At 52.4% G+C, this 21,367-nt stretch carries 20 protein-coding genes and 1 riboswitch; of the genes, 11 read left to right on the forward strand and 9 right to left on the reverse strand.

Annotation, left to right across the window (positions count from 1 at the left end; translation table 11 throughout):
- Positions 1-31 precede the first annotated feature (31 nt).
- The 9 genes from NYE69_RS25030 (at position 32) to thiH (ending at position 8,813) form a co-directional block, all read left to right on the forward strand.
- Positions 32-1,978: a BglG family transcription antiterminator gene (locus NYE69_RS25030; RefSeq protein WP_340928387.1), complete on the forward strand. Its 1,947-nt coding sequence runs from the start codon at positions 32-34 to the stop codon at positions 1,976-1,978.
- Positions 1,979-2,075: 97 nt separating this feature from the next.
- The gene (locus tag NYE69_RS25035; protein ID WP_036621178.1) at positions 2,076-2,390 is read left to right on the forward strand and encodes a PTS lactose/cellobiose transporter subunit IIA; all 315 of its coding nucleotides are present in this window, start codon (positions 2,076-2,078) and stop codon (positions 2,388-2,390) included.
- A 44-nt stretch (positions 2,391-2,434) separates the two neighbouring features.
- Positions 2,435-2,734 (forward strand): PTS sugar transporter subunit IIB, encoded by a 300-nt coding sequence (locus tag NYE69_RS25040; protein WP_036621177.1) that lies wholly within the window; start codon positions 2,435-2,437, stop codon positions 2,732-2,734.
- Between the two features lie 77 nt (positions 2,735-2,811).
- Positions 2,812-4,116, forward strand: a complete 1,305-nt coding sequence (locus NYE69_RS25045; RefSeq protein WP_340928390.1) for a PTS sugar transporter subunit IIC — start codon at positions 2,812-2,814, stop codon at positions 4,114-4,116.
- A gap of 89 nt (positions 4,117-4,205) precedes the next feature.
- Positions 4,206-5,486: an apiosidase-like domain-containing protein gene (locus tag NYE69_RS25050; RefSeq protein ID WP_340928392.1), complete on the forward strand. Its 1,281-nt coding sequence runs from the start codon at positions 4,206-4,208 to the stop codon at positions 5,484-5,486.
- Positions 5,487-5,558: 72 nt separating this feature from the next.
- Positions 5,559-5,659, forward strand: a riboswitch (TPP riboswitch).
- Between the two features lie 401 nt (positions 5,660-6,060).
- Entirely contained in the window at positions 6,061-6,705 is a 645-nt protein-coding gene (locus NYE69_RS25055; protein WP_340928394.1) for a thiamine phosphate synthase, read from the forward strand.
- A 2-nt stretch (positions 6,706-6,707) separates the two neighbouring features.
- Entirely contained in the window at positions 6,708-6,914 is a 207-nt protein-coding gene (gene thiS / locus NYE69_RS25060) for a sulfur carrier protein ThiS (protein ID WP_328273033.1), read from the forward strand.
- Positions 6,915-6,919: 5 nt separating this feature from the next.
- The gene (locus tag NYE69_RS25065; protein ID WP_340928396.1) at positions 6,920-7,690 is read left to right on the forward strand and encodes a thiazole synthase; all 771 of its coding nucleotides are present in this window, start codon (positions 6,920-6,922) and stop codon (positions 7,688-7,690) included.
- A gap of 10 nt (positions 7,691-7,700) precedes the next feature.
- Positions 7,701-8,813, forward strand: coding sequence for a 2-iminoacetate synthase ThiH (gene thiH, locus NYE69_RS25070; protein ID WP_340928397.1), 1,113 nt, complete (start codon positions 7,701-7,703; stop codon positions 8,811-8,813).
- A gap of 269 nt (positions 8,814-9,082) precedes the next feature.
- Here the strand turns inward: thiH and NYE69_RS25075 are convergent, their stop codons facing one another.
- Both NYE69_RS25075 and tnpA read right to left on the reverse strand, forming a co-directional pair.
- The gene (locus NYE69_RS25075; RefSeq protein ID WP_340928399.1) at positions 9,083-10,252 is read right to left on the reverse strand and encodes an RNA-guided endonuclease InsQ/TnpB family protein; all 1,170 of its coding nucleotides are present in this window, start codon (positions 10,250-10,252) and stop codon (positions 9,083-9,085) included.
- Entirely contained in the window at positions 10,249-10,659 is a 411-nt protein-coding gene (gene tnpA, locus NYE69_RS25080; protein WP_340928400.1) for an IS200/IS605 family transposase, read from the reverse strand. The genes NYE69_RS25075 and tnpA overlap by 4 nt, the downstream gene beginning before the upstream one ends.
- 365 nt (positions 10,660-11,024) lie before the next feature.
- Here tnpA and NYE69_RS25085 point away from each other — a divergent pair, with 365 nt between their 5' ends.
- On the forward strand, positions 11,025-11,108 hold the full coding sequence (locus tag NYE69_RS25085; protein ID WP_340930520.1) for a putative holin-like toxin: 84 nt from the start codon (positions 11,025-11,027) through the stop codon (positions 11,106-11,108).
- Positions 11,109-11,406: 298 nt separating this feature from the next.
- Positions 11,407-12,315: a glycosyltransferase family 2 protein gene (locus NYE69_RS25090; protein WP_340928402.1), complete on the forward strand. Its 909-nt coding sequence runs from the start codon at positions 11,407-11,409 to the stop codon at positions 12,313-12,315.
- Here NYE69_RS25090 and NYE69_RS25095 read toward each other — a convergent pair.
- The 7 genes from NYE69_RS25095 to NYE69_RS25125 all read right to left on the reverse strand — a co-directional run bounded on the left by NYE69_RS25095 (position 12,312) and on the right by NYE69_RS25125 (position 21,362).
- Entirely contained in the window at positions 12,312-13,484 is a 1,173-nt protein-coding gene (locus tag NYE69_RS25095; protein WP_340928403.1) for an Acg family FMN-binding oxidoreductase, read from the reverse strand. The two genes, NYE69_RS25090 and NYE69_RS25095, sit on opposite strands and share 4 nt — an antisense overlap.
- A 23-nt stretch (positions 13,485-13,507) precedes the next feature.
- Complete coding sequence (locus NYE69_RS25100) at positions 13,508-14,176, reverse strand: TetR/AcrR family transcriptional regulator (RefSeq protein WP_340928404.1); 669 nt, start codon at positions 14,174-14,176, stop codon at positions 13,508-13,510.
- A gap of 211 nt (positions 14,177-14,387) precedes the next feature.
- Entirely contained in the window at positions 14,388-15,044 is a 657-nt protein-coding gene (locus tag NYE69_RS25105; RefSeq protein ID WP_340928406.1) for a copper amine oxidase N-terminal domain-containing protein, read from the reverse strand.
- Positions 15,045-15,464: 420 nt separating this feature from the next.
- A complete protein-coding gene (locus NYE69_RS25110; protein ID WP_340928407.1) occupies positions 15,465-17,528 on the reverse strand; it encodes a bifunctional diguanylate cyclase/phosphodiesterase in 2,064 nt (687 codons plus the stop codon).
- Between the two features lie 164 nt (positions 17,529-17,692).
- A complete protein-coding gene (locus NYE69_RS25115) occupies positions 17,693-19,201 on the reverse strand; it encodes an ABC transporter substrate-binding protein (protein ID WP_340930522.1) in 1,509 nt (502 codons plus the stop codon).
- A 239-nt stretch (positions 19,202-19,440) separates the two neighbouring features.
- The gene (locus NYE69_RS25120; RefSeq protein WP_445744790.1) at positions 19,441-20,385 is read right to left on the reverse strand and encodes a carbohydrate ABC transporter permease; all 945 of its coding nucleotides are present in this window, start codon (positions 20,383-20,385) and stop codon (positions 19,441-19,443) included.
- Between the two features lie 17 nt (positions 20,386-20,402).
- A complete protein-coding gene (locus NYE69_RS25125) occupies positions 20,403-21,362 on the reverse strand; it encodes an ABC transporter permease (protein ID WP_340928408.1) in 960 nt (319 codons plus the stop codon).
- Positions 21,363-21,367: the final 5 nt, after the last annotated feature.

A 21,367-nucleotide genomic window follows, 5' to 3' on the forward strand; every position in this document is an offset into this window, starting at 1 on the left:
AAATTCCGCAGGAAAGGAGCTGCCTCTTGAAATGAATGCACGCATGGTTTCCATTCTCCAGCATTTGCTGGTTTCCGACGCTCCTGTCAAAAGCGAATATCTTGCCAAATTGATTCAAGTCACTTCACGAACGATTCGCAGCGATATTCGGCAGCTGGATGATTTTTTGAACAAGCACGGGGCAGCCATTGAGCCTGTTCGGTCAAGGGGATACGCACTCAAAATAACGGATAACCGCGCTTTCCGCGATCTGCTGCAGCAGCTGTTCATCGTAAACGAACCCAATGATCCCGCTTCCCCCGAATATCGTCAAATGCATATCATCAGGCGGCTCCTGATTGCGGATCATTTTTTAAAGCTGGAGGATTTGGCCGAAGAACTGTATGTAAGCCGCTCCACCCTGAATAATGATTTTAAAGAGGTCAAGCGAACACTTAAGAATTACGGAATCTCGATCGATGCACGCCCCAATTACGGTATCAGGCTCAAAGGCGATGAAATGCGTCTGCGCTTTTGCATGTCCGAATTTATCATCAACCGTTCAAGCGACGAGCAAATCGGCGGATTGGACAACGCGCCGCGCATACTCGCGCCCGGAGAAATGACCCTGATCCGCGGAATCGTTCTGGAACAGATTCAAAAGTTTGGCGTAACCCTTTCCGATGTGGCCTTCAGCAACTTGGTCGTTCATATAGCGATCGCCTGTAAGCGAATCCGCGACGGCAACCAGGTAACCATGCCTTCGGCGGAAATCGCGGATATCCGCAGCAGCGGGGAGTATAGGGCCGCTGAGCAAATCGTGGCGCTAATCGGGGAAGCATTGGATATCGTTTTTCCGGAAACCGAAGTCGCCTATATCTCCCTGCATCTGGCCGGAAATAAATGGCTTACGGGGATCAAAGATCAGCAAACCGAGAGTATAACGCCGGACAAGCTGCTGGATGCGCAAATCTATGAACTGGGAAAAAGCATTCTGGCCGAAATCGACCGGGACTTGAATTTAAACCTCAGCCATGATTCCGAGCTGCTGATGGGCGTTTGCCTGCATCTGAAACCGGCGCTGAATCGGGTAAAATACGGGATGAACATTCGCAATCCGCTGCTGGACCATGTGAAAACCAATTATCCGCTAGCCTTTCAAGCCGGAGTCATCGCCGCCAAATTCATTGAAAGCAAACTGAATATTGCGATTCCGGAAGCGGAGATGGGATTTTTAGCGATTCACGTCGGCGCCGCCCTGGAACGCAAACGAATAAGCTGCGGACCCAAGCGCTGCCTTGTAGTCTGCACTTCCGGAGTTGGCAGCGCGCGCCTGCTTCAATATAAATTGCAAAACACGTTCGGGGCCCGGCTTGAAGTGGCGGGAACGACCCCATACTACAAGCTTTCGCAGTTTCCGCTGCAAGCAGTCGATTTCGTCGTCAGCACGGTGCCTATTCCGCAGACGCTGCCGGTTCCGGTCGTCGTGGTTCAAACCTTGCTCGGTACAGGTGATATGGATAAAATAGAAGCCCTGCTAAACGGCGCAGAAGAGCACCCTCTGCGCTATATTCAGGAAGACCTTGTCTTTCTGAAACAAAGCTTCGCGAGCAAGGAGGAAGTTATTTCGTTTCTGGGAAGACGCATCCATGCGGCCGGCTTGATCGCTTCCGCCGAGGGCTTCATCGGACTGGTCCTGGAGCGCGAACATGCCGCGCCCACCGCTTATGGAAATTTGGTGGCCATCCCCCATCCGATCATTCCGCAAAGCGACGGCACCGTATGGGCGGTTTGCACCCTGAAGCAACCCATTGCCTGGGGCGGCAAGCCCGTGCAGTTCATCTGCTTGCTCAGCATAGACAAGAACGGCGAGGAACCCCCGACGGCCATGTACGACCATTTGATGAGGATCGTGGATGATCCGGAAATCGTCCAGCAGATGCTGGCTTGCGAAGCTTATGATGAATTCGCCCGAGTCCTTATGAGACATAACAACTGATTTCCGCTAGCAGCGGAAAAGGAATGCATACAGAAGTTTAATGTAATCGGATACACTGAAGTTGCAAGAGACAGAGACATACTACGAGGTGATAGCAGTGGATGAGTACCAGGAAATCATTATGGAGATCATTACAAACGCAGGCGTCGCCAAGAGCAAGGCGATGGAAGCCATCCGTCTGGCCCAACGGGGTCAAGCGGAGCAAGCCGCGGAATGTCTGAATGAAGGCAAAGCCGAGCTGGTCAAAGCGCATAAGGCGCAAACCCGTTTGATCCAATCGGAAGCGGACGGGACCTCTCATGAGGTTACGCTGCTGATGGTACATGCACAGGATCATCTGATGTCGGCGATTACGATCCGGGATTTGGCCGAACATATCGTGGACCTTTACAACAAACTGGACCGCCGGTGAAAAGAAAACACGCTAAAACTTGCAACGGTTAAGGAGGAAACAACATGAAACAAATTACATTGGTTTGCGCAGCGGGAATGTCGACGAGCATGCTTGTGCAGAAGATGAAAAAGGCCGCAGAGGCGCAAAACCTGGAAGTCGAAATCAGAGCCACTTCCGAAAGTTCCTTTAAAGAGTACGCGGACAAGACGGATGTCCTGCTCATCGGGCCGCAGGTCGGTTATCTGGAAGGCGATTTCAAAGCAAAATATGAACCCCAAGGCATCAAAGTAAGCGTTATTAATACGATGGACTACGGGATGATGAACGGGGAAAAAGTGCTTGCCGACGCTTTGGCCCTTTGAGGCAAGCGTTTAATCCGCACAAATGGAAGCGTTCTCCAGCATCTCATTATGAAGCCTTGAGCAGGAGTTGAAAATTTATGAACAATCAACCAAAGTTCTCGCACAAACTGCAAAGAGCGGCCGGGAAAATTCAGCAAAACCGTTACATGAGCGCCATTTCCAACGGGCTGATGTCCACCCTTCCCTTCTTGATCATCGGCGCCTTCGCCACGCTTTTCTCCGCGCTGGCGTGGGAGCCTTATCAGAACTTCATCGCCCCGGTGAAGGGCATTATCGGTCTGGCCTCGACGATGACCACCGGGATTATCGCATTGTATGCGGTGTTCTTCATCGCCTACAGGCTGGCTCAAGCTTTCGACAAAGACCCGCTGCTTCCCGCGGCTACCGCCTTGCTCTCATTTTTAATCGTCACCCCCGTACAGACTTTTGATACGGTGCGGGCGTTGCCGCTGCAATGGCTGGGGGCGCAGGGGTTATTCGTCGCCATGATCGTCGGCCTGCTCGCTTCGCGCCTGTATATCTGGATCGTGGACCGCAATTGGACGCTTAAAATGCCGGACAGTGTTCCGCCAACCGTGGTTAAAACCTTTTCCGGACTGATTCCCGCCATTCTGGTGGCTCTGGTGTTCGTCGTTGTAGCCGGACTGTTCATGCAAACGTCTTTCGGCACGGTCCATGAATTTATTTACACGTATTTGCAGGTACCGCTGGAAGGACTCGGCGGATCGCTTGGAGCCTTGATTATCGCCGTACTGATTATGCAGGCGCTGTGGATGTTCGGTATTCATGGGGCCATCGTTATCCTGGCGATCGTGAAGCCGATTTGGATGAGCCTGGACTTGGCCAATCTCGAAGCGTTTCAAGCCGGAGCTCCGCTGCCGAACATTATCGGCGTCGCTTTCTGGTCCATCTTCTGCAACTACGCGCCGATGCTTGGGTTTGCCCTGCTGCTGGTATTTATGGCCAAAAGCAAGCAGCTGCGCACCATCGGCAAGCTGGGGCTTCCGGGAACCTTTTTCTCGATTCACGAACCGCTGATCTTCGGGATTCCGGTCGTATTGAATCCTATATTGGCCATTCCGTTTGTGGCGGCTCCGCTTGTGTGCGCGGTGCTTGGATACGCGGCGACTACGATCGGCCTGTTGCCGGCGCCGATTGGAATTTATCCGCCGTTTGGCACACCTATTGTTGCGCTTGGCTTTATTGAGGGCAGCTGGAAATTGGCCGCGGCGCAGCTGGTGCTGGTTCCGATTTGTATGCTGATTTACTATCCGTTCTTCCGGGCGCTGGACAAACAGCTCTTGAATAAAGAACGCGCAGCCGAGGAAAAAAATAAGCAAGAGGGGTCCGACGTAGCCACAGTAAGTCCGGTTTCCCTATAATAGTATTATAAAGAGGAACAAAACGAGAAACGGCGGCGATTTTCACCATCCGCCGTTTTTCGCCATTACGATAGCTGGAGCGATAGCCTATGATCAAACTTGGAATATCCGCAAACAAACGTTATTTCGTGCATGAGGACACGCCTTTTTTCTATTTGGCCGATACCGTCTGGAGCGCATTTACCAACATTACCCTGGAGGAATGGGCCTACTATCTGGATTACCGCAAGCAGCAAGGCTTTAATGTGCTGCAGATGAATTTGCTGCGGCAATGGGATGCCAGCGGCAGTGAGCTAAAGTATGAGCCTTTCGCCAGCGATGCGGACGGGAGCTACAACTTTTTCGAATTCAACGAATCCTATTTCGACAGGGCGGAAACGATGGTGCAAATGGCGGTAGACAGAGGTTTTGTCCCCGCGCTTGTCCTGTTATGGTGCAATTATATCCCGGACACCTGGGCTGCCAAGCTGCGGGAAGAGAAGAAAATGCCGCTGGAAGCGGTAGAGCCCTACGTCCGCTATGCCGTCAACCGGTTTTCTAAATATTACCCGATCTATGTGATCAGCGGAGATACCGACTTTCCTTCCGAACGCGCCAATCAATATTACTTGACCGCGCTGCGCACCGTAAAGCAGCATAGTCCGCAGTGTTTGACCACGCTGCATATTCAAGGCAGACTGGCGATGTTGCCCGATGAATTTTCCGGCAATCCCGATCTCGATTTCTATATGTACCAGTCCGGCCACAATTCGCAATTTCAAGCAACGGCGTATACGTTGGCCCAGGAATTTTACAATAAGCCTGAGACCCGGCCGGTCATCAATTCCGAACCCTGCTATGAACAGATGGGTTACAGCCGGCGGGTTTACGGCCGCTTTACCCGGGCCGATGTCCGCAAAGCCGCCTGGCAAAGCCTGCTTTCCGGGGCCGCAGCGGGTGTGACTTACGGAGCGCACGGGATCTGGAGCTGGCATCAAAAAGGCCGGCGCTTCGGCGTGACCGGCGAAGGCTTCGACAGCCCTTATGATTGGCGGTCCGCGCTAAAATTTGAAGGAGCCTGGGATTACGGGTTTGCCAAACGGCTGTTTGAGCTATACGGCTTGGCCGATCTGCGCCCCTGGAATATTGCGCTGAAGAACACGGAGGAAATCCGCGCGGCCGCCACCGCCGACTTCGGCAAGATGGCCGTTTATGTGCCGGTCAACACCGTGCTGAAGCTGGATGCCGACCTTGGCGGCTACGAATTTACGCTTATCGACCTGGAGCACCGGCGGTTCGCGGTCCCTCAGGTTACCGTCCGCGAGAACATCACGATCCTTGAAATGCACGATTTCGAAGCGGATGTTTTGTTGATCGGCAGCAAAAAATAACTTTCTCCGCACACTAGCGATTGTAATTTTATGGATAACCATGTATATTAATTTATGAATAATCGCATATGGAATCGACACTAGGGGTGCCGCAAGGCTGAGACGAATGCAAATTCGGACCCTTTGAACCTGAACTGGTTAATACCTGCGTAGGGAAGTGGAGAGTTAAGAACGGAATTATGTCTGATGTGGCTTATTTTCCGTTATTGTTCTTAGCCGCCCTCCTGAAGGAGAGCGGTTTTTTGGCGTTTATTTTGGCTAGCCACCAAAAACGGCGCTTGGCAAAACCATCGAATAGTCAGAAACCAGGGCTGCCCAAGAAACTCGAGCTCCTGAAAAAATAAGGACACAAAATGGCCTTAGTCCGATGATATCTGTTCATTTAGGAGAAATAGAGTAAATTTATGCCGCTAACGGAGATGAACAGGCTTGGATTCCCGAAATAAGTACATAAAGAGCCGCTATTTTGAAGGCCGACGCTGCCGGTCGTTCCGGCAATCGGCCGTCAAGCAGCGATTTCTAGGTTAAGCCTTTATTTTTAGCATTGATTAATGGAACTAGGAGTGATATCCGCATGATGAACCGTCACCCAGCTTATGCTGCGCCTGAACTTCATCTTATATCGGCCGAGGGAATCGAGAGCCATGAGCTGCTGTGCGTTGCGGAGGCTGTTCTTCCTTTCGTCGATTATATTCATTTGCGCGAGAAACAGCTTTCGGCCAAAAAGCAGTTCGAGCTGGTGAAGCTGCTGCGCCAAGCGGGAGTGCCACTGGAAAAAATCGTCATCAACGACCGCCTGGATGTTGCGCTGGCCGCGGGAGCGGCAAATATTCAACTGGCGGGTCACAGTCTTCCGGCAGCTTCCGTACGCTCTCTTGCCCAAGGAATGCGAATCGGATGTTCCGTGCATTCTGCCGAAGCAGCAGCTCAGGCCGCGAGTGAGGGAGCGGATTACTGTCTTTTTGGCCATGTCTATGATTCATCCAGCAAACCCGGCCTTCCCGGGCGAGGGCTAAACATGCTGGCCGAGGTCTGCGCTCGCTGCCCGGTTCCGGTCATTGCCATCGGAGGAATACGGCCGGATAATGCGGGGGATGTCATCCGAAACGGTGCGCAAGGCATTGCCGTCCTGTCCGGCCTCCACTCTCCGCGGACCCAGCGGCAGAGGCCAAATCCTATCGTGACGCCATCCATGCCGCGCGGCCCTGAGAGGAGGTGAAAATGTTGCAGGTACATCTAAATGGCAAAGACACCCTGCTGAAAGAAGATTGCGTTACGGTGGACGATTTATTGGCTGACAGCCCGTGGAATAAGGAAAGAATTTTGGTTGAACTGAACGGGACGGTTGTCCGAAAAGAGGCGTATGCCAGTACCCGATTGGCCGAGGGGGATCGCATCGAGCTTGTACATTTTGTAGGAGGAGGCTGATAAGCATGGAAGATGTATTTCACATTGGCGGCAAGGCGTTGTCCAGCCGATTATTTATCGGAACCGGCAAATATAACCGCAATGCGCTGATTCCCGAAGTGATCGCAAGGTCGGGAGCGGAAGTGATTACCGTAGCGTTAAGGCGGGTTAACCCGGACTGGGAGGAGGAAAATCTCCTTCACCATATCCCGCCGCATATGACGCTTTTGCCGAACACTTCCGGCGCCCGCAACGCAGAAGAGGCCATCCGGATCGCCCGGCTTGCCCGGGCGGCGGACATGGGCCATTGGATCAAATTAGAGGTGATTAATGATCAAAGATACCTGCTCCCGGACAATATGGAGACGATCAGAGCCACGGAAGTGCTTGCCGCCGAGGGATTCGCGGTGTTCCCTTATATGAACCCGGATCTGACGGCTTCCTTCCGGCTAAGGGACGCGGGCGCTGTCGCGGTCATGCCGCTTGGATCCCCGATCGGCAGCAACCGGGGCCTGCGCACCAAAGAGATGATCGGCATGATGATCGAAGAAGCGGGGCTGCCTGTCATCGTGGACGCCGGCATCGGCCGGCCTTCGGAAGCGGCGGAAGCGATGGAAATGGGAGCCGCCGCCGTCTTACTGAACACGGCGATCGCCACCGCGCGCGATCCGCTTGGCATGGCGGAAGCGTTCCGCAGTGCGGTGGCGGCGGGCAGACAGGCCTATTTGGCGGGATTGGGCCCGGTGCAGCAAGAAGCTGTCGCCTCCTCCCCATTAACCGGATTCCTGGACGAATAGGAGCGAACAAATGAGTTTTTATAACAGGCTATTGTCGTTGGAACAGTTTCCCTTTCAGGAGCGCTGGCCGCAATATTCCGCTGCGGATATTAGGCGGGTGCTGGCAAAGCGAAGAATAAATGAAGAGGATCTGCTCGTTTTGCTGTCCCCGGCGGCCGGAAAGCACCTGGAGGAGCTGGCCCAGATGGCCCGGCAGGTGACCCGGAGCCAGTTCGGTCATACCATACAGCTGTTTACCCCGATGTATGTGTCCGATTTCTGCGTGAATCACTGCGAATATTGCAGCTTTAGTTCCGTCTACGATTTTCCGCGCAGGAAATTGGATATGCAAGAAGTCGAGCGGGAAGCGGCCGCGATCGCCTCTACCGGCATCCGCCATATTTTGCTGCTAACCGGCGAATCGCGCAAAGACTCTCCGGTCGGCTATATTAAGGACTGCGTCAAGGTTTTGCGCGGGTATTTTGCTTCGATCGGCATTGAAGTGAATCCGATGTCCGTCACCGAGTACCGGGAGCTGGCCGAGGCGGGCGTTGACAGTTTAACCGTCTTTCAGGAGGTTTATCATCGGGAAACGTACGGGAAGCTGCATATTAAAGGCCCCAAGCGTAATTTTAAAAACCGCCTCGACGCGCCGGAGCGCGGCTGTGCAGCGGGATTTCGTTCCGTAAATATCGGCGCCCTGCTCGGCTTATATGATTGGCGGCAGGAGGCGTTTATTACGGTGCTGCATGCCGATTATCTTCAGCAGAAGTACCCCGACTGCGAGATCAGCTTGTCGATCCCGAGATTCCGTCCTTTTCTGGGAGACTTTCATCCGGAATCGGAAGTTTCGGACAGGGCGCTGGCGCAGATTATAGCGGCGTATCGGCTCTTTTTGCCCCGGGCCGGCATCACCTTGTCCAGCAGAGAACCCGCTCTATTGCGCGATAAACTTGTGCATCTCGGGGTGACCAAGATGTCGGCGGGCGTGTCCACGGCGGTTGGAGGCCACACCCATACGGGAGGAACGCCGCAATTTGAAATTTCGGACGGGCGCAGCGTGCCGGAGATTCGCGAGATGCTGTATCAAAACGGGCTGCAGCCGGTTTTTAAAGATTGGGAGATTCTATATAAGTTAAACTAAAATTTGCACGGACAGAGGCAAACGGGTGAAATGTTCTTCCGATCGCTGTTGTTCCCGGATTTCTTATTATTAACCTAATTCTAATGAACCTCCCCTACTTACGCTTCGCATAGAAGTAGGGGTTTCTTACCAGTCCATACCGTTACTTTCTGCAAACAAGTAGGTTGGCTACTTGCTTTCGCTCCCAGAGGCGGAAATCTAACGGTATGGTTCAGTAAGCAACACTTTGCAAGTGGGTGGGAACTCACCGTCTACTACTTCTCGCTAAACTATGCGATCCGTAGATACTTGATCGATTTCGTTTCGCCCAAATATCGGATTTCTCCATGCAGATATTTGGACAATATTCCTTTGCTTCCATGAACATCCCGATGTTCTTTGTAGCCACAGGAACATATATAGATTCTTGTAGAAGTCTTTTTTCTTCTACCGCAACAAGGACATTGTTGACTCGTGTAGCTTTCATCCACCATCTTCACGCTTGTTCCATGTTCTTCAAGCTTGTATTCGAGTTGTTTCCGAATCTTGCCGAAACTCCAATTGGATAACTTTTGCGTGACGGTCTTTCTTTTCTTCTTTTTCGTATGGCGCTCTACGCCTTCCACTTGGCCAATCACGACTTCTCTGACGTTATTTTCATTACACCACTGAACAAATTGCCTGGTTGTTTTATGAATGACATCATGGAGTTGGCGTTCGCTTTTGCTGAGTATGTAGGTTTTGGCCCTCTTGTACTTTTTCCATTGCCGACTGCCCTTTTTGCATTTGCTCATCAGCTTCTGGATTTCGGCCAGCTTCTTGTTTCGAAGCCGATGAATGCATCTTGCTTTTCTTCCCGTGATGATGATCGACTGGTTTGCGGTGGTCGTTGCCGTAATCGAGTGGATTTCACCCAGATCAACTCCTGCCACCTCGCTTCCATCGTTTGCCGCTGCTACTTTCCCATCCTCATAGCAAAGAGATACCATGAGTTTTCGGTCATACACCAGTTCTATTTCTTTGATCTCGGCATCGGGCATGTCGGCCACGATAATCTGAATCGGCTCTTGGCGCTTGCCGTTTTGAATGCCCAGACTTAATTGTACCCTGTTGCCCTTTATTTTGAACGATTGGTCTACCCATTTCGTGTTGAAATACTTCTTGTTTTTGTAGGGGTATTTGGTATTCAGGCCCTGGTTTTTCGCTTGCCTTGCGCTCTCCCTGGCAAACAGATATTTATGACAAACCGCCTGTATGGACTGTGAGTGAAGGGGGAACTGATTTTTTAAGGAGGTTTGAAGTTCTGTTTTTCCAATCCATTTTCCATCATGCAGCAAGGAATAGTTCTTGGCGATCGACAGACACTGATTCCAGATTTCCGCTGAAATCCGGTTGCACGCAAACAGTCTGTCCAGGTCGGCTTTGGAAGTCCGAAACGCTGTTTTGACACATCGGATCACTCCGTTTTCACCTCCTTCCCTTGACTCTCAATATAGGTTTTCAATACTTCCAGAGGTGCGCCACCCACGGTAATCAGACAGTAGCTTTGTGACCAAAAATATTCTTTCCACAATTTCTTCTTTACATTGGGGAAACCTTTCTTGATCAGACGAGAACTGGCACTTTTATAGGCGTTGATAAATTTGGATAGTTCCGAGTTTGGATGCGCCTTGAAAAGCACATGAATATGATCGTGATCGTGATTCCATTCACTTATCGTAATACGATAATTTGCTCCAATGCGTTCAAAAACGCTTTTCGCATACCCGGAAATCTCATCCGTTAGCACCTTTTTACGATATTTGATGCAAAGTATGAGATGGTAGTTCAAGGAGAACACTGAATGATTATTTGAGTCTAATTTCATTAATACACCAACTTTATTTCTATTTAAGACTGATTATATAAAATGCCACAAACCAAAGCAATAAGAGCTTCCAGGCTTCGCCTGGCCGATATTCATCCCCTCCCTATAGAGGAAGGGGACTTCTCTCGGATGGCTGTTAAAGTAGAAATCCGCTCACAAAGGCGACCGCTGCCGCTTCTCCAGAATCATTTCACCCTCTTGCCGTATCTGTCCTATTCTATAGTTCAATTTATATAGGTTGAGAGATAGAAAAAGCAGCAGCCCCTGACGAGGCTGCCTCATGTAATCTATGGTATAATATTCCTGCCCGGTAGAACGGCTTGCAAGGGCGGCATGGTTCCACTTTTCCGAAAGGAGGTGGTCCCATGGAAGTAAAGGAAGCATTATCCCTTATGTTAATGTTCGGGATGTTTCTTCTCGCTTTACTTACCTACTTAAAAAAGAAGTAGGCCCCCTTGGATTTGACGACCTGGGAGCCTAACTTCCACGGTTAAACGAGCCTCCGCCCTTAAAAGCGGCTACTGTGTAAGGAGTCGTGCTACCGGCACGGCTCCTTTATATCTTTATTATATGTTCTGCTTAATATACATGCAACTCCGCAAAACTGCATTTATGTTCGGTTACGTACCGTCTCCTCTCCCATCCGCTAAACTTATTTTTTCTGTCCGGTAGCTGTCCGTTTAATGCACATCAAAGACAACATAGGATGGCTTAGAAAATCACCTCACAAAAAAGGAAGGGATGGCGGTGCCTAAAGTTACTGTGCTTCTCCCAACTTACAATTCGTCGCGCTATATTCTTAGATCCGCACAGAGTATTTTGGATCAAACATTGAAAGATTTTGAATTTATCATCATTGACGACGGTTCACAGGATGACACCTTAGCGAAACTGCAGCAGTTGAAGAATCCTAGGATTCGTCTCATAAGTCACAAGATAAATAGGGGGCTGATTTACTCCCTCAATCAGGGCATTGAAATGGCCGGCGGGGAGTATATCGCCAGAATGGACGCCGATGATCTCTCCCTTCCAAAGCGATTGGAGCGCCAGGTCGCATATCTCGACGCCCATCCCGAAGTTGGGGTTTTGGGTGGGTTGATGAAATGGCTGCATAACCGCGAACTTATCCCCAAACCGGTCACCCATGATGGAATCCGCTGCTGGCAGCTGTTTCACCCGTGTCTTTGCCACCCAACCGTGATGATGCGTACAAGCGTACTGCAAAATCAGGGCTTCCGTTATGACGAACAATATAAACACGCCGAGGATTATGAGTTATGGGAACGGCTTGGCCAAGTCACCCGGTTGGCGAATTTGCCCTATTGCGTTCTTTATTACCGGTCCCATGAAGGACAAGTATCAAGGCAACACCGGTCCATCCAAGAACAGAGTTTAAAAAAGGTGCAATACCGGCAGCTGCGCAGAATCGGCATTACGCCAACGGAAGAAGAGTATAAGCTGCATATCCAACTGGGCCATTTTCATGTCCCTGTGTATCATGCCGAGTCTTATGAAAAAGCCGTAGATTGGGTCGGCAAAGTGATCCGGCACAATCATGACGCTCAAGTTTACGATGCGCAGACCCTTCATAGCGTGCTAAACAGATGCTTAATCTACTCGGGCCGACTTCCGGAGGGGGTTTACGAATCGGACTAGTTTTCCACGATCAACTCCCGCACATCGCGGCGCATTGTTTGCGGAACCTCCCGCGTAGGGCGGCCGATGCGGACGAGCATCTGGATGGTCTCTCCGCCGGGAGCATACTCACGGTGGATGCCGTCGTACAGCTCCTTCATCTCGGCATACTCCTCCAGCGCCTGGCTGAGCGGCTGCATCGCCAGCCCCAAGCGGTGCGCTTCCAGGATCAATTGACTGTACGTCATGCCGCTTTCGATTTGACTCGTGCGGCTGTTGCCGCTCGAAAGGATCATCACGTAAGCGGAGGTGCCGGAGACCGACTCTTCGGCGGTCCGCACATACCGATCGGCCGCGGCTTGCCCGGTGTTCATCGACGGGAACAAGGTAACCAACGCCTGTACAACATGCCGCATGATGCCGGAGGTTCCCTGCCCTTCCACGGAAAAGCCATACCGGTCACTGTTTTTCTCGCGTTCATTGGCACGGAAGATAACGCCCGCCTCCTCCATCACGCGGCTTACGCCCGCTTCGATCGCGGCGGCTCTAAGCGCGTAGCTTCCCAGCTTGCGCACATCTTCCTCGTCCTGGTACACCTTGACGGTGATGCCGCCCCCCACGCTCAAGCGCTCAAGCGTTTTGACCTCTTTCAGGGTAAGCTTGTCCAACTGATACGCCAATCTGTTCGTATCCGGCAAAAACAGGAAGTCATATAACGGCTCGCTTTGCGGGTCCGTTTGTTCAAGTTCGATCCTTGCTGCCGGTTTAGCGTCCATGCTTGCCCGCAGGTTCCCTTCGTCATATCCGCCATATGGGAACAATGTGACGGATGTTTCGTAACCCAACTGCCGTCCGGCCACCCGCACATACTCTAAAAACGTGCCTTGGCTCACCATCATTTGCCTTGAAAGCGGGTCCGCTTGTTCGGACAGGCGTTCACTGTCGGCGTACAGATAAAAAGCCAGCGGATCGCTGTCGTCAAGCTTGATCTTCCACGGCTGCATGTTATGTCCGCTGGCCGCCAGCAAACCGTGGGCGGTAAGGCGAACACGCGGGTCGTCAAACTGCCGTGCCGTATTTTTTTGCCAAGGCTCCAAATATTCGGCGGGCTTATACGCTCCGCTAACCAGCAGCAGTCCCGCAAAGGCCGCCAGACCTAAACCTGCGATCCCCGCTATCGCTATCAACATGGCTCTCCTCCCCCTTCTCCGGCTCATTGGACCTTTCCTTCCCTCCCGGACTGAATAGACGAAATAATCAGCGCAATCGATTCCGAAACCAGTTCCTCCGCCGTTGTGCCGTAGTAGCTCTGCATATATTTTTCCTTCTTGCTTGCGGTGTTAAAAACGCCGATAATACAGGCCCATGAAACTAACGCCGTTTTGACCGGATCAAGATCCGCGCGGACGGAACCCTCCGCTATTCCTTTTTTCAGCAGGCCAATTAAGGTTCCCATGATTTCTTCGCCGAGCCCATAACATTCTTCCCTTGACGCATCCGGGATTCCTTTTTGAAAATCGCGTTCTCCGGTTTCATATTCCATAATCGCCTTAAAATAGTCCGGAAACGTTCGGTTGAACCGGTACATCGTCCAGCCCATCCGCCTGATCGCTTCAATCGCGTCCGCAAAATCCCCATTATTCAAATCCTCCTGCAGCATGCCGATCAGCCGTCTGTAACCCCGGATCATGATTTCAAAATAAATTTGTTCCTTACCGGTAAAGTAGATGTATACCGTTCTTTTACTAAATTCCGCCGCCTTGGCTACGTCATCCATGGTGGCCGAATGGTACCCTTTTTCGAAAAAAACCTTCTCCGCCGCTTCGATGATGTCGTTTCGGCGGATTTCCTGTTCCTTCTGTCTTCGTTCCTGAGTCCCCAATAGGCTCCCTCCCACAGTTTGCACATGTATGCAATAAAGTAAACTTTAAGTTTACTTTATATTGATCCGGATCCCCTTGTCAATGGCTCCCTTCCAAAAAGGGCAAACAAAAAGCACAAACCCCGCAGACGGGATTTGTACCCGTATATCGCAGCATTTGTGCTTGTAAATCGCAATAACGATAACATTTAATTGGCTTGAGGCCTAGGCCTCACAGTGTTATGTCCAAAACCTCCGACTCTTTATCGTAGCTTAAGTTTGCTTTTAATCCTTTGGCAACGGCCTGCGCCGGCACGTAAGTAACACCTTCGACGATCTTCGGCGCGGCGCCGATCGTCTCTTGAACGCCATTATAGAACACCGTTGTGCTACCGATCGTCAATGTGATCTTATTGTCGTCTTTGGAGACGCCGATCGTTTGGGAGTCGGGATCCCAGGTCGTTGATGCCCCCAAACTTTTCGCCAATTCGCGCAGAGGGACGAGGTTCGTATTTTGAATCATGATGGGAGAATGCTCCAATGACACCTGCTCGCCGTTTACTTTCAACGTCAAATTTGTCGTTTGATAGGCGGGAGCGGCAGGCTTGCTGGACGTTTTCTTGTTCGCCGGCTTTTTCTTCGAAGCAGAACTGCTTTTTGTACTCGAACCGGATTTACTGCTGTTGGATTTATCGCCGCCGGACTTGGAGCTTGAACCTCCGCCATTATGATAATGGTACTCCCCATACTCCAACCCCCACTTCTCGCAGTTGGTCCGGCACGTATGGCCTCCATTGGCATCGGTACGGCCCGGATGCGCACCGGCAGGGGCAGCGCTTGCCGCGACCATCATGATCGCCACACTCAAGACAACAATCCGCTTTTTCATGAATTCTACCTCCCGGATAATTTTCCCTATTTAATAGTAACATAGACCTGGTCGGCCGAATACCGCTTGACCGGAAATTTTACGGTTGTAGCAGCGGCTATTTTCCAAAAAAAGACCTATTCTAAATTCTAACGGTTGCTAGCGTTGTTATTTGCCCGAATCTACGCAAAAATAGCCGGATTTAGGTGAAATAAGCGTCATGGCAACCGTTAGAGTTTGGAATCATTGTTTTTGGAACAAATAGCGCTTGTGGCATCCGTTAGAAATTGAACCCTCGCCGGCCAGGCTACATGACAACTAGCCAAGCAACCACCCGACCGGCCAGCAGCAGCAACTAGCCACCACACCAACTAGACAACCAGCTCACAAAGGCGGCTATAAACAAGCAACTCGGCAAGACTCGGCAATCATCAGAGCCAATTAATCGATTGCCGCGCCCGCACCGGATTCTTTCACTGCCTGCAAGGCGCCACCCGTCCCCGTTCCCGCCGACCTTATCCAATCGGCGATTTCCTCGTTTTTCATCGGCTTGCCGTAGAAAAAACCTTGCATGACGTGACAGCCCAGCTGCATCAAAAAATCGATGTGCTCCTTGTCTTCCACGCCTTCGGCGACCACATCCAGCCGCAGCTTCTCCGCCATCAAGACGATCGCTTTAATGATAGCGCGTTTGCTGGGGGACTCCAGGTCATTGATAAACAGGCGGTCCAGCTTGAGCGCGTCGATCGGAATCCTATCGAGCAGCCCGATCGACGAATATCCTGTGCCGAAGTCGTCTATGGACACCCGTACGCCCAATTTCCGCACCGCTTCCAGCTGCCGGACGATCTCGTTAATGTCGTAAAGCACCATGGATTCCGTGATTTCCAGCTCCAGCATGTCCGGGGCGAGCTCCGCCGCCGCCAGCGCGCTTTGCACCATATCGATCAAGCTATCGGTATGAAACAGGCGCCCGGACAAATTCACGGACACCGGCTGGCGGATGCCCTGACTCTGCCATACCTTGCATTGGCGGCAGGCTTCTTCCATGGTCCAGCGGGTAATCGGGACGATCAGCCCCGTTTCTTCGGCCAGCGGAATAAATTCCGTCGGCGTAACGATCCCCAAACGGGGGTGCTGCCAGCGGAGCAGCGCCTCAAATCCCGCCATCCGGTTCATTTTCACATTCCATTTCGGCTGATATTCGATATAGAACTGGCGCTGCTCCAGCGCAAGCTGCAAATCCTTCTCCAATTCCATTTTGCGGACCTCTTTGACGCCCATTTCATCGGTGTAAACCGAATACTGGTTTTTGCCCAAGCCTTTGGCCTTGTACATCGCCGTATCGGCGGTCTTGAGCAGGACGGAACGGTCGGATTCCCGGATCGAACCAATGCTGATGCCGATGCTCCCCGTGACGTACAGCTCATTCCCCTCCACCCGGACCACTTGCTTGATGCTCTTTAAAATTTCCCCCGCCAGTTGTTCGGCTTGTTCCCGCTCGCACCCTTTTACGATGAACAGAAATTCGTCGCCCCCGATCCGGAAAGCCTTCCGGTCCGGGCGAACAAACTGCCGCAGGCGATACCCCACTTCCTGAACCAGCAAATCGCCGACATTGTGCCCTAATGTATCGTTAATCGCTTTAAACTGGTCCAGGTCGATGAACAGCACCGCCAAGGTCTCGCCGCCCGTATATTTGTCAAAAAACCGGTTCATCTCGTTGCGGTTGGGAAGTCCGGTGATGGTGTCCATGTACGCCATTTTCTCGAGGACGTGGCGGTCAAAAAATATCGCTCCCCAGGATACCAGCAGGATGATGAATATCGTCACGGTGACGGCAAACAGCAAAAAGATGTCCATGGAGGAATCGCGAGCCATGCTCATGCTCATATCCATGTCCATGGCGGTGTGAAACCGCGCCGCTTTCATTCCCGTATAATGCATCCCGCAGATCGCAAAGCCCATCACGACCGCGGACATCCATTTCAACCAACTGAACGCTTTCTGGCTGCGGAAGCGCAAGAACAAAAACAGCGCCGCGTAAGACGCGGCAACCGCAATGACCGCCGACAACGCCCACAGCGTTTTATCGTACGACAGCCCCGCCGGCATGATCATCGCTTCCATTCCTATGTAATGCATACTCACGATCCCGGCTCCCATCATCAGGCCGCCGATGGCAATTTGATAACGCTTGACGTCGTTTGGCATGGTGATATAAAACGCGATAAACGACGAGGTGACGCTGGCCCCCATCGACAGCAGGGTAAGCCAAGCATCGTATTTCACTTGAACATGCAGATGAAACGCCAGCATTCCCACAAAATGCATGGACCAAACGCCGCTTCCCATGACGAGCGAGCCGCCGAACAGCCAGAACAACCTCATTTTTCCGTCAGAGGACGAAATTTTGGCGGCGATGCTTAATGCGGAATACGACGCCAATATCGCGATGGCTGCCGATAGCGCGACGATATAGTAGTTGTAGCTGCCTTCCATCATCATTTTGCGTCCCGACTTTCTGCGATGTTATCTCTGAAAAATATAATTACTTTATCGTACCACACCATTCTCTACAATTTCTGAACAATAGGTACAACGGCCCAATAAATATGGCCCGTACGCGAACGTACGGGCCAGCGTACCATTCCAGCGGACCATCTAAATCATTCCCCGCTCCACAGCTTCACGCGGTCTTTGACGAATTGACCGTACGCCTCCTCCATCTCTTTAACCCCCGCTTTTTCCAGCTCGGCCAGGTAAGCGTCCCAGATTTGGTCGAACCTGCTCGGTTCGGCCATAATCGCTTCCGGGATGCGTTTCCAGGTGATGTCCCGCATTTTGGTCCCGAGAATGGCGGCCGTGCTGTCGCTGGGCAAGGCGATGTTGTAAACGGCGCCGGCTTTTCTTTCCGGGAACTCCTCTTCCTTCGGGAACAGATCGCGCCAATGTTCGATGCCGTAAGCGGCAAGCGCCTCTTTTTCCGGTTCGCTGTAGGTGGCCGTCAGCAGCTCAGGATTCGATTTCGTAAAATAATTGCCGGTCGAATCCTTGATTCCGTCCCCGTAATGAACCATCAGGTTCCAGTATAAGCCGATGCCCGATTCTTTCGTGTAGGCGCTGCCTTGGCTATCCATCTTTTGCTGGATATCCGCCGGAACGACACGTTTGCCGTCCTGCACCACGTAATCGGTGCCTTCGATGCCCCAGTTGTTGAGGATTTGCCCTTCTTCGGACGCCAGGAAGTCGAGGAATTTGATCGCGGCCACCGGATCTTTGCATTTGCTGGAGATCGCGATGCCGTACCCGCCGTCAAAACCGGCCGGCCAGAAGCTCGTGTCCTTGTATTCCTCGGTCAGCGTAACCGGGTAATGCCCGTAAGTCTGATCGAATTTCCCGGCCGCTTTCAGCGCCTGCTGGGCTTCGCCGAAGTCCCAGGCGGGATCGATCAGCCCCAGCACGCGTCCCGAAGCGACCTTCGCTCTGAACTGGTCCGTTTTTTGCACAAAGCTCTCCGGGTCAAGCAGCCCGATGTCGTTCATGTGGTTGAGCCAGCGGAAGTATTCCCGTTCCTCCGGACGGCGGAAATGATAGGTGACGTCAAACGTCTCCTGGTTCACGTAATATTCCCCGTCATCCGGCGCGCCGGTCGTCATGAAGCCCATGTTCGTCACCTGGTACATATGCCAATCGTCGGCGTTGAGCGTAAGCCCGATATTTTTGTTGCCGTTCTCGTCCGTAGGGTGCTTGGCCAAATAGTCCTTAATGACCTTCTCGTAATCCTCGACCGTGCGGATTTCCGGATATCCCGCTTCCTTAACGACGCGATGCTGCAACTGGAACCCGCCTTCGGCTTTGAACTTCCGCTCATCCACCGAAGACCAGGTCGGAATCGCGTATATCGCCGGATCGTCCAGGCTGTATTTGATACGGACGATTTTGTCGCCCAGCATCTTTTTGATATTCGGGGCATGTTTGTCGATCAGGTCCGTCAAATCGAGCACGGCGCCGACATCGATCAACTTGCCGAGATCGGATTTGGCGGCGATCAGATCGGGCACGTCTCCGGTGGCCGCCATGATCGAAACCTTCTGCACGGGATCGCCGACCGCAAACTCCGCATCGAGAATCACGCCGGTTTTTTCCGTAAGCACCTTGCCGACGCGATCCTGCATGTTGTTCCAGTTGCTGCTGGCATCCTCGGAAAAATAAGTCAGGGTGACCGGCCCGGAACCGTTCGGACTCTGGCCGCCGTTTTCAGCCGCCCCGTTCGTTCCGCCCCCGGACGTTCCCGCACTTCCCCCGCCGCAGCCCGCAAGCTGGCCCAGCAGCAGGAACCATCCCAAAAGCAGCGCCGCCGCCTTGGTCTTTTTTGCCTTCCGCATGCGATATCACTCCTTTTTTGTGTTAAATATCAGCTTTTTACAGCCCCCAAGGTCATCCCTTTGACGAAATATTTTTGCAAGAAAGGATAGACGACCAGGATCGGCACCGTCGCGATGATCGTGATCGCCATTTTGACGGAATCCGGCGACACCTGCGCCATCAACTGGGTCATGTTCTCCCCGCGAATGTTGTTCGCGTTCGTCGTCGTGCTTTGCAGCACCTTCATCAGCTCATACTGCAGCGTCGTCAAAGCATCGTTCGAGCCGTTGTACAAATACGTATCAAACCAGGAATTCCACTGGCCGACCGCCAGGAACAGCGCGACGGTGGCGAGCGCCGGCTTGCACAGCGGCAGGATGACGCGCCAGTAAATCGTAAAATCGTTGGCCCCGTCCAGCTTGGCCGATTCCTGCAGCGCATACGGAATGCCGTCGATAAACGAGCGGATGACGAAAATATTGAATGCGCTTACAAGGCCCGGAAGGATATACACGGCAAAAGTGTTGATCAAATCCAGATTGCGGATCAGAATGAACCCCGGAATCAAGCCGCCGGAAACGTACATCGTGATTGCGAGATATGTGGATACGAATTTTCTCCCCTGAAAATCGCTCCGGGCCAGCGTATAAGCGACCATGGAGCCGCTGACGAGGCCGGCGGCGGTCCCGGCGACGGTCCGCAGAACGGAAATTTTGAACCCGGTCACCAAACCGCCGTAGCTGAAAATCTGCTTGTAATTTTCCAGCGTAAACTCGCGCGGATAGACGGTAATGCCGCCGCGCACCGTGTCCACCGAATCGTTGAAGGAGATCGCCAGCACGTTCAAAAACGGATACAGCGTGACCACCGTAATCAGGGAAATCAACAAATACACCACGCCGTCAAAAATCCAGTCCGAAAGCGGCCTGGAAGCCCGTTTGCCGGCTTTGCCGCCTCTGACGGGCGCCGAGGTTTTGGCCGTTTCCTTGTTCAACCCCCCCTCTTTCCGTTCTACATAATGCTTTCGTTCGTGAATTTTTTGAACGTTCCGTTGGCAATAAACAATAAGAGCAGGCTGATCACCGAGTTGAAAATGTTGATCGCCGTACCAAAGGAATAACGGCCCATCGACAACCCGTAATTAAGGGCGTACAAATCGAGCACCTCCGAATAGTCGCTGACCATATGATTGCCGAGCAGGAACTGCTTCTCGAACCCGATGCCGATCAGATGCCCGATCGACATAATGAGCAGCACGACGATGGTCGGCCGGATGCCCGGCAGCGTAATATGCCACATCTGCTTCAGTCGGCTGGCCCCGTCCACGCGGGCCGCTTCGTACAGCTCCGGCCCGATGCCGGCAATCGCCGCCAAATAGATGATCGCGTTCCACCCTGTCTCTTTCCACACGTCGGCGGCCGTCACGATGCCCCAAAACAGCTCCCCCTTGGCCATAAACTGAACCGGCTGGTCGATCAGGCCCAACTGGACCAAAATCGCGTTGACAACCCCGCCGTCGGTGGACAGCATTTTGCTCACGATACCGGCGGCCACGACCCAGGACACGAAATGCGGCAAATAAGAGACCGTTTGCACGAACCGCTTCATCGCCTGAACCCGGACCTCGTTCAGCAGCAGGGCGAACATAACCGGGAACACGAACCCCGCGACCAGGCCCATCAGGCTCATCGCCAGCGTGTTTCTTAACACGAGATAAAAATGGCCGTCCCGGAACAAGGCCTCGAAATGCTCCAGCCCCACCCACTTTTGCTCCCAAAAGCTTTTGCCCGGCTTGTAGTTTTGGAAGGCCATCGTCCAGCCCCAGAGAGGCAAATATTGAAACACGAACACCCAGATCACAAACGGAAACGACATCAGGTACAGATACTTCTGGCTCTTAAACACCTTCCACCTTTGCGGCTTCCGCCCTAAACCGCCTCCGCTCCGCGGCTCGGCTGTTACCGTTTTCATTTCTT

This window comes from Paenibacillus sp. FSL R5-0527 (genome assembly GCF_038008055.1).
GTDB lineage: Bacteria > Bacillota > Bacilli > Paenibacillales > Paenibacillaceae > Fontibacillus > Fontibacillus macerans.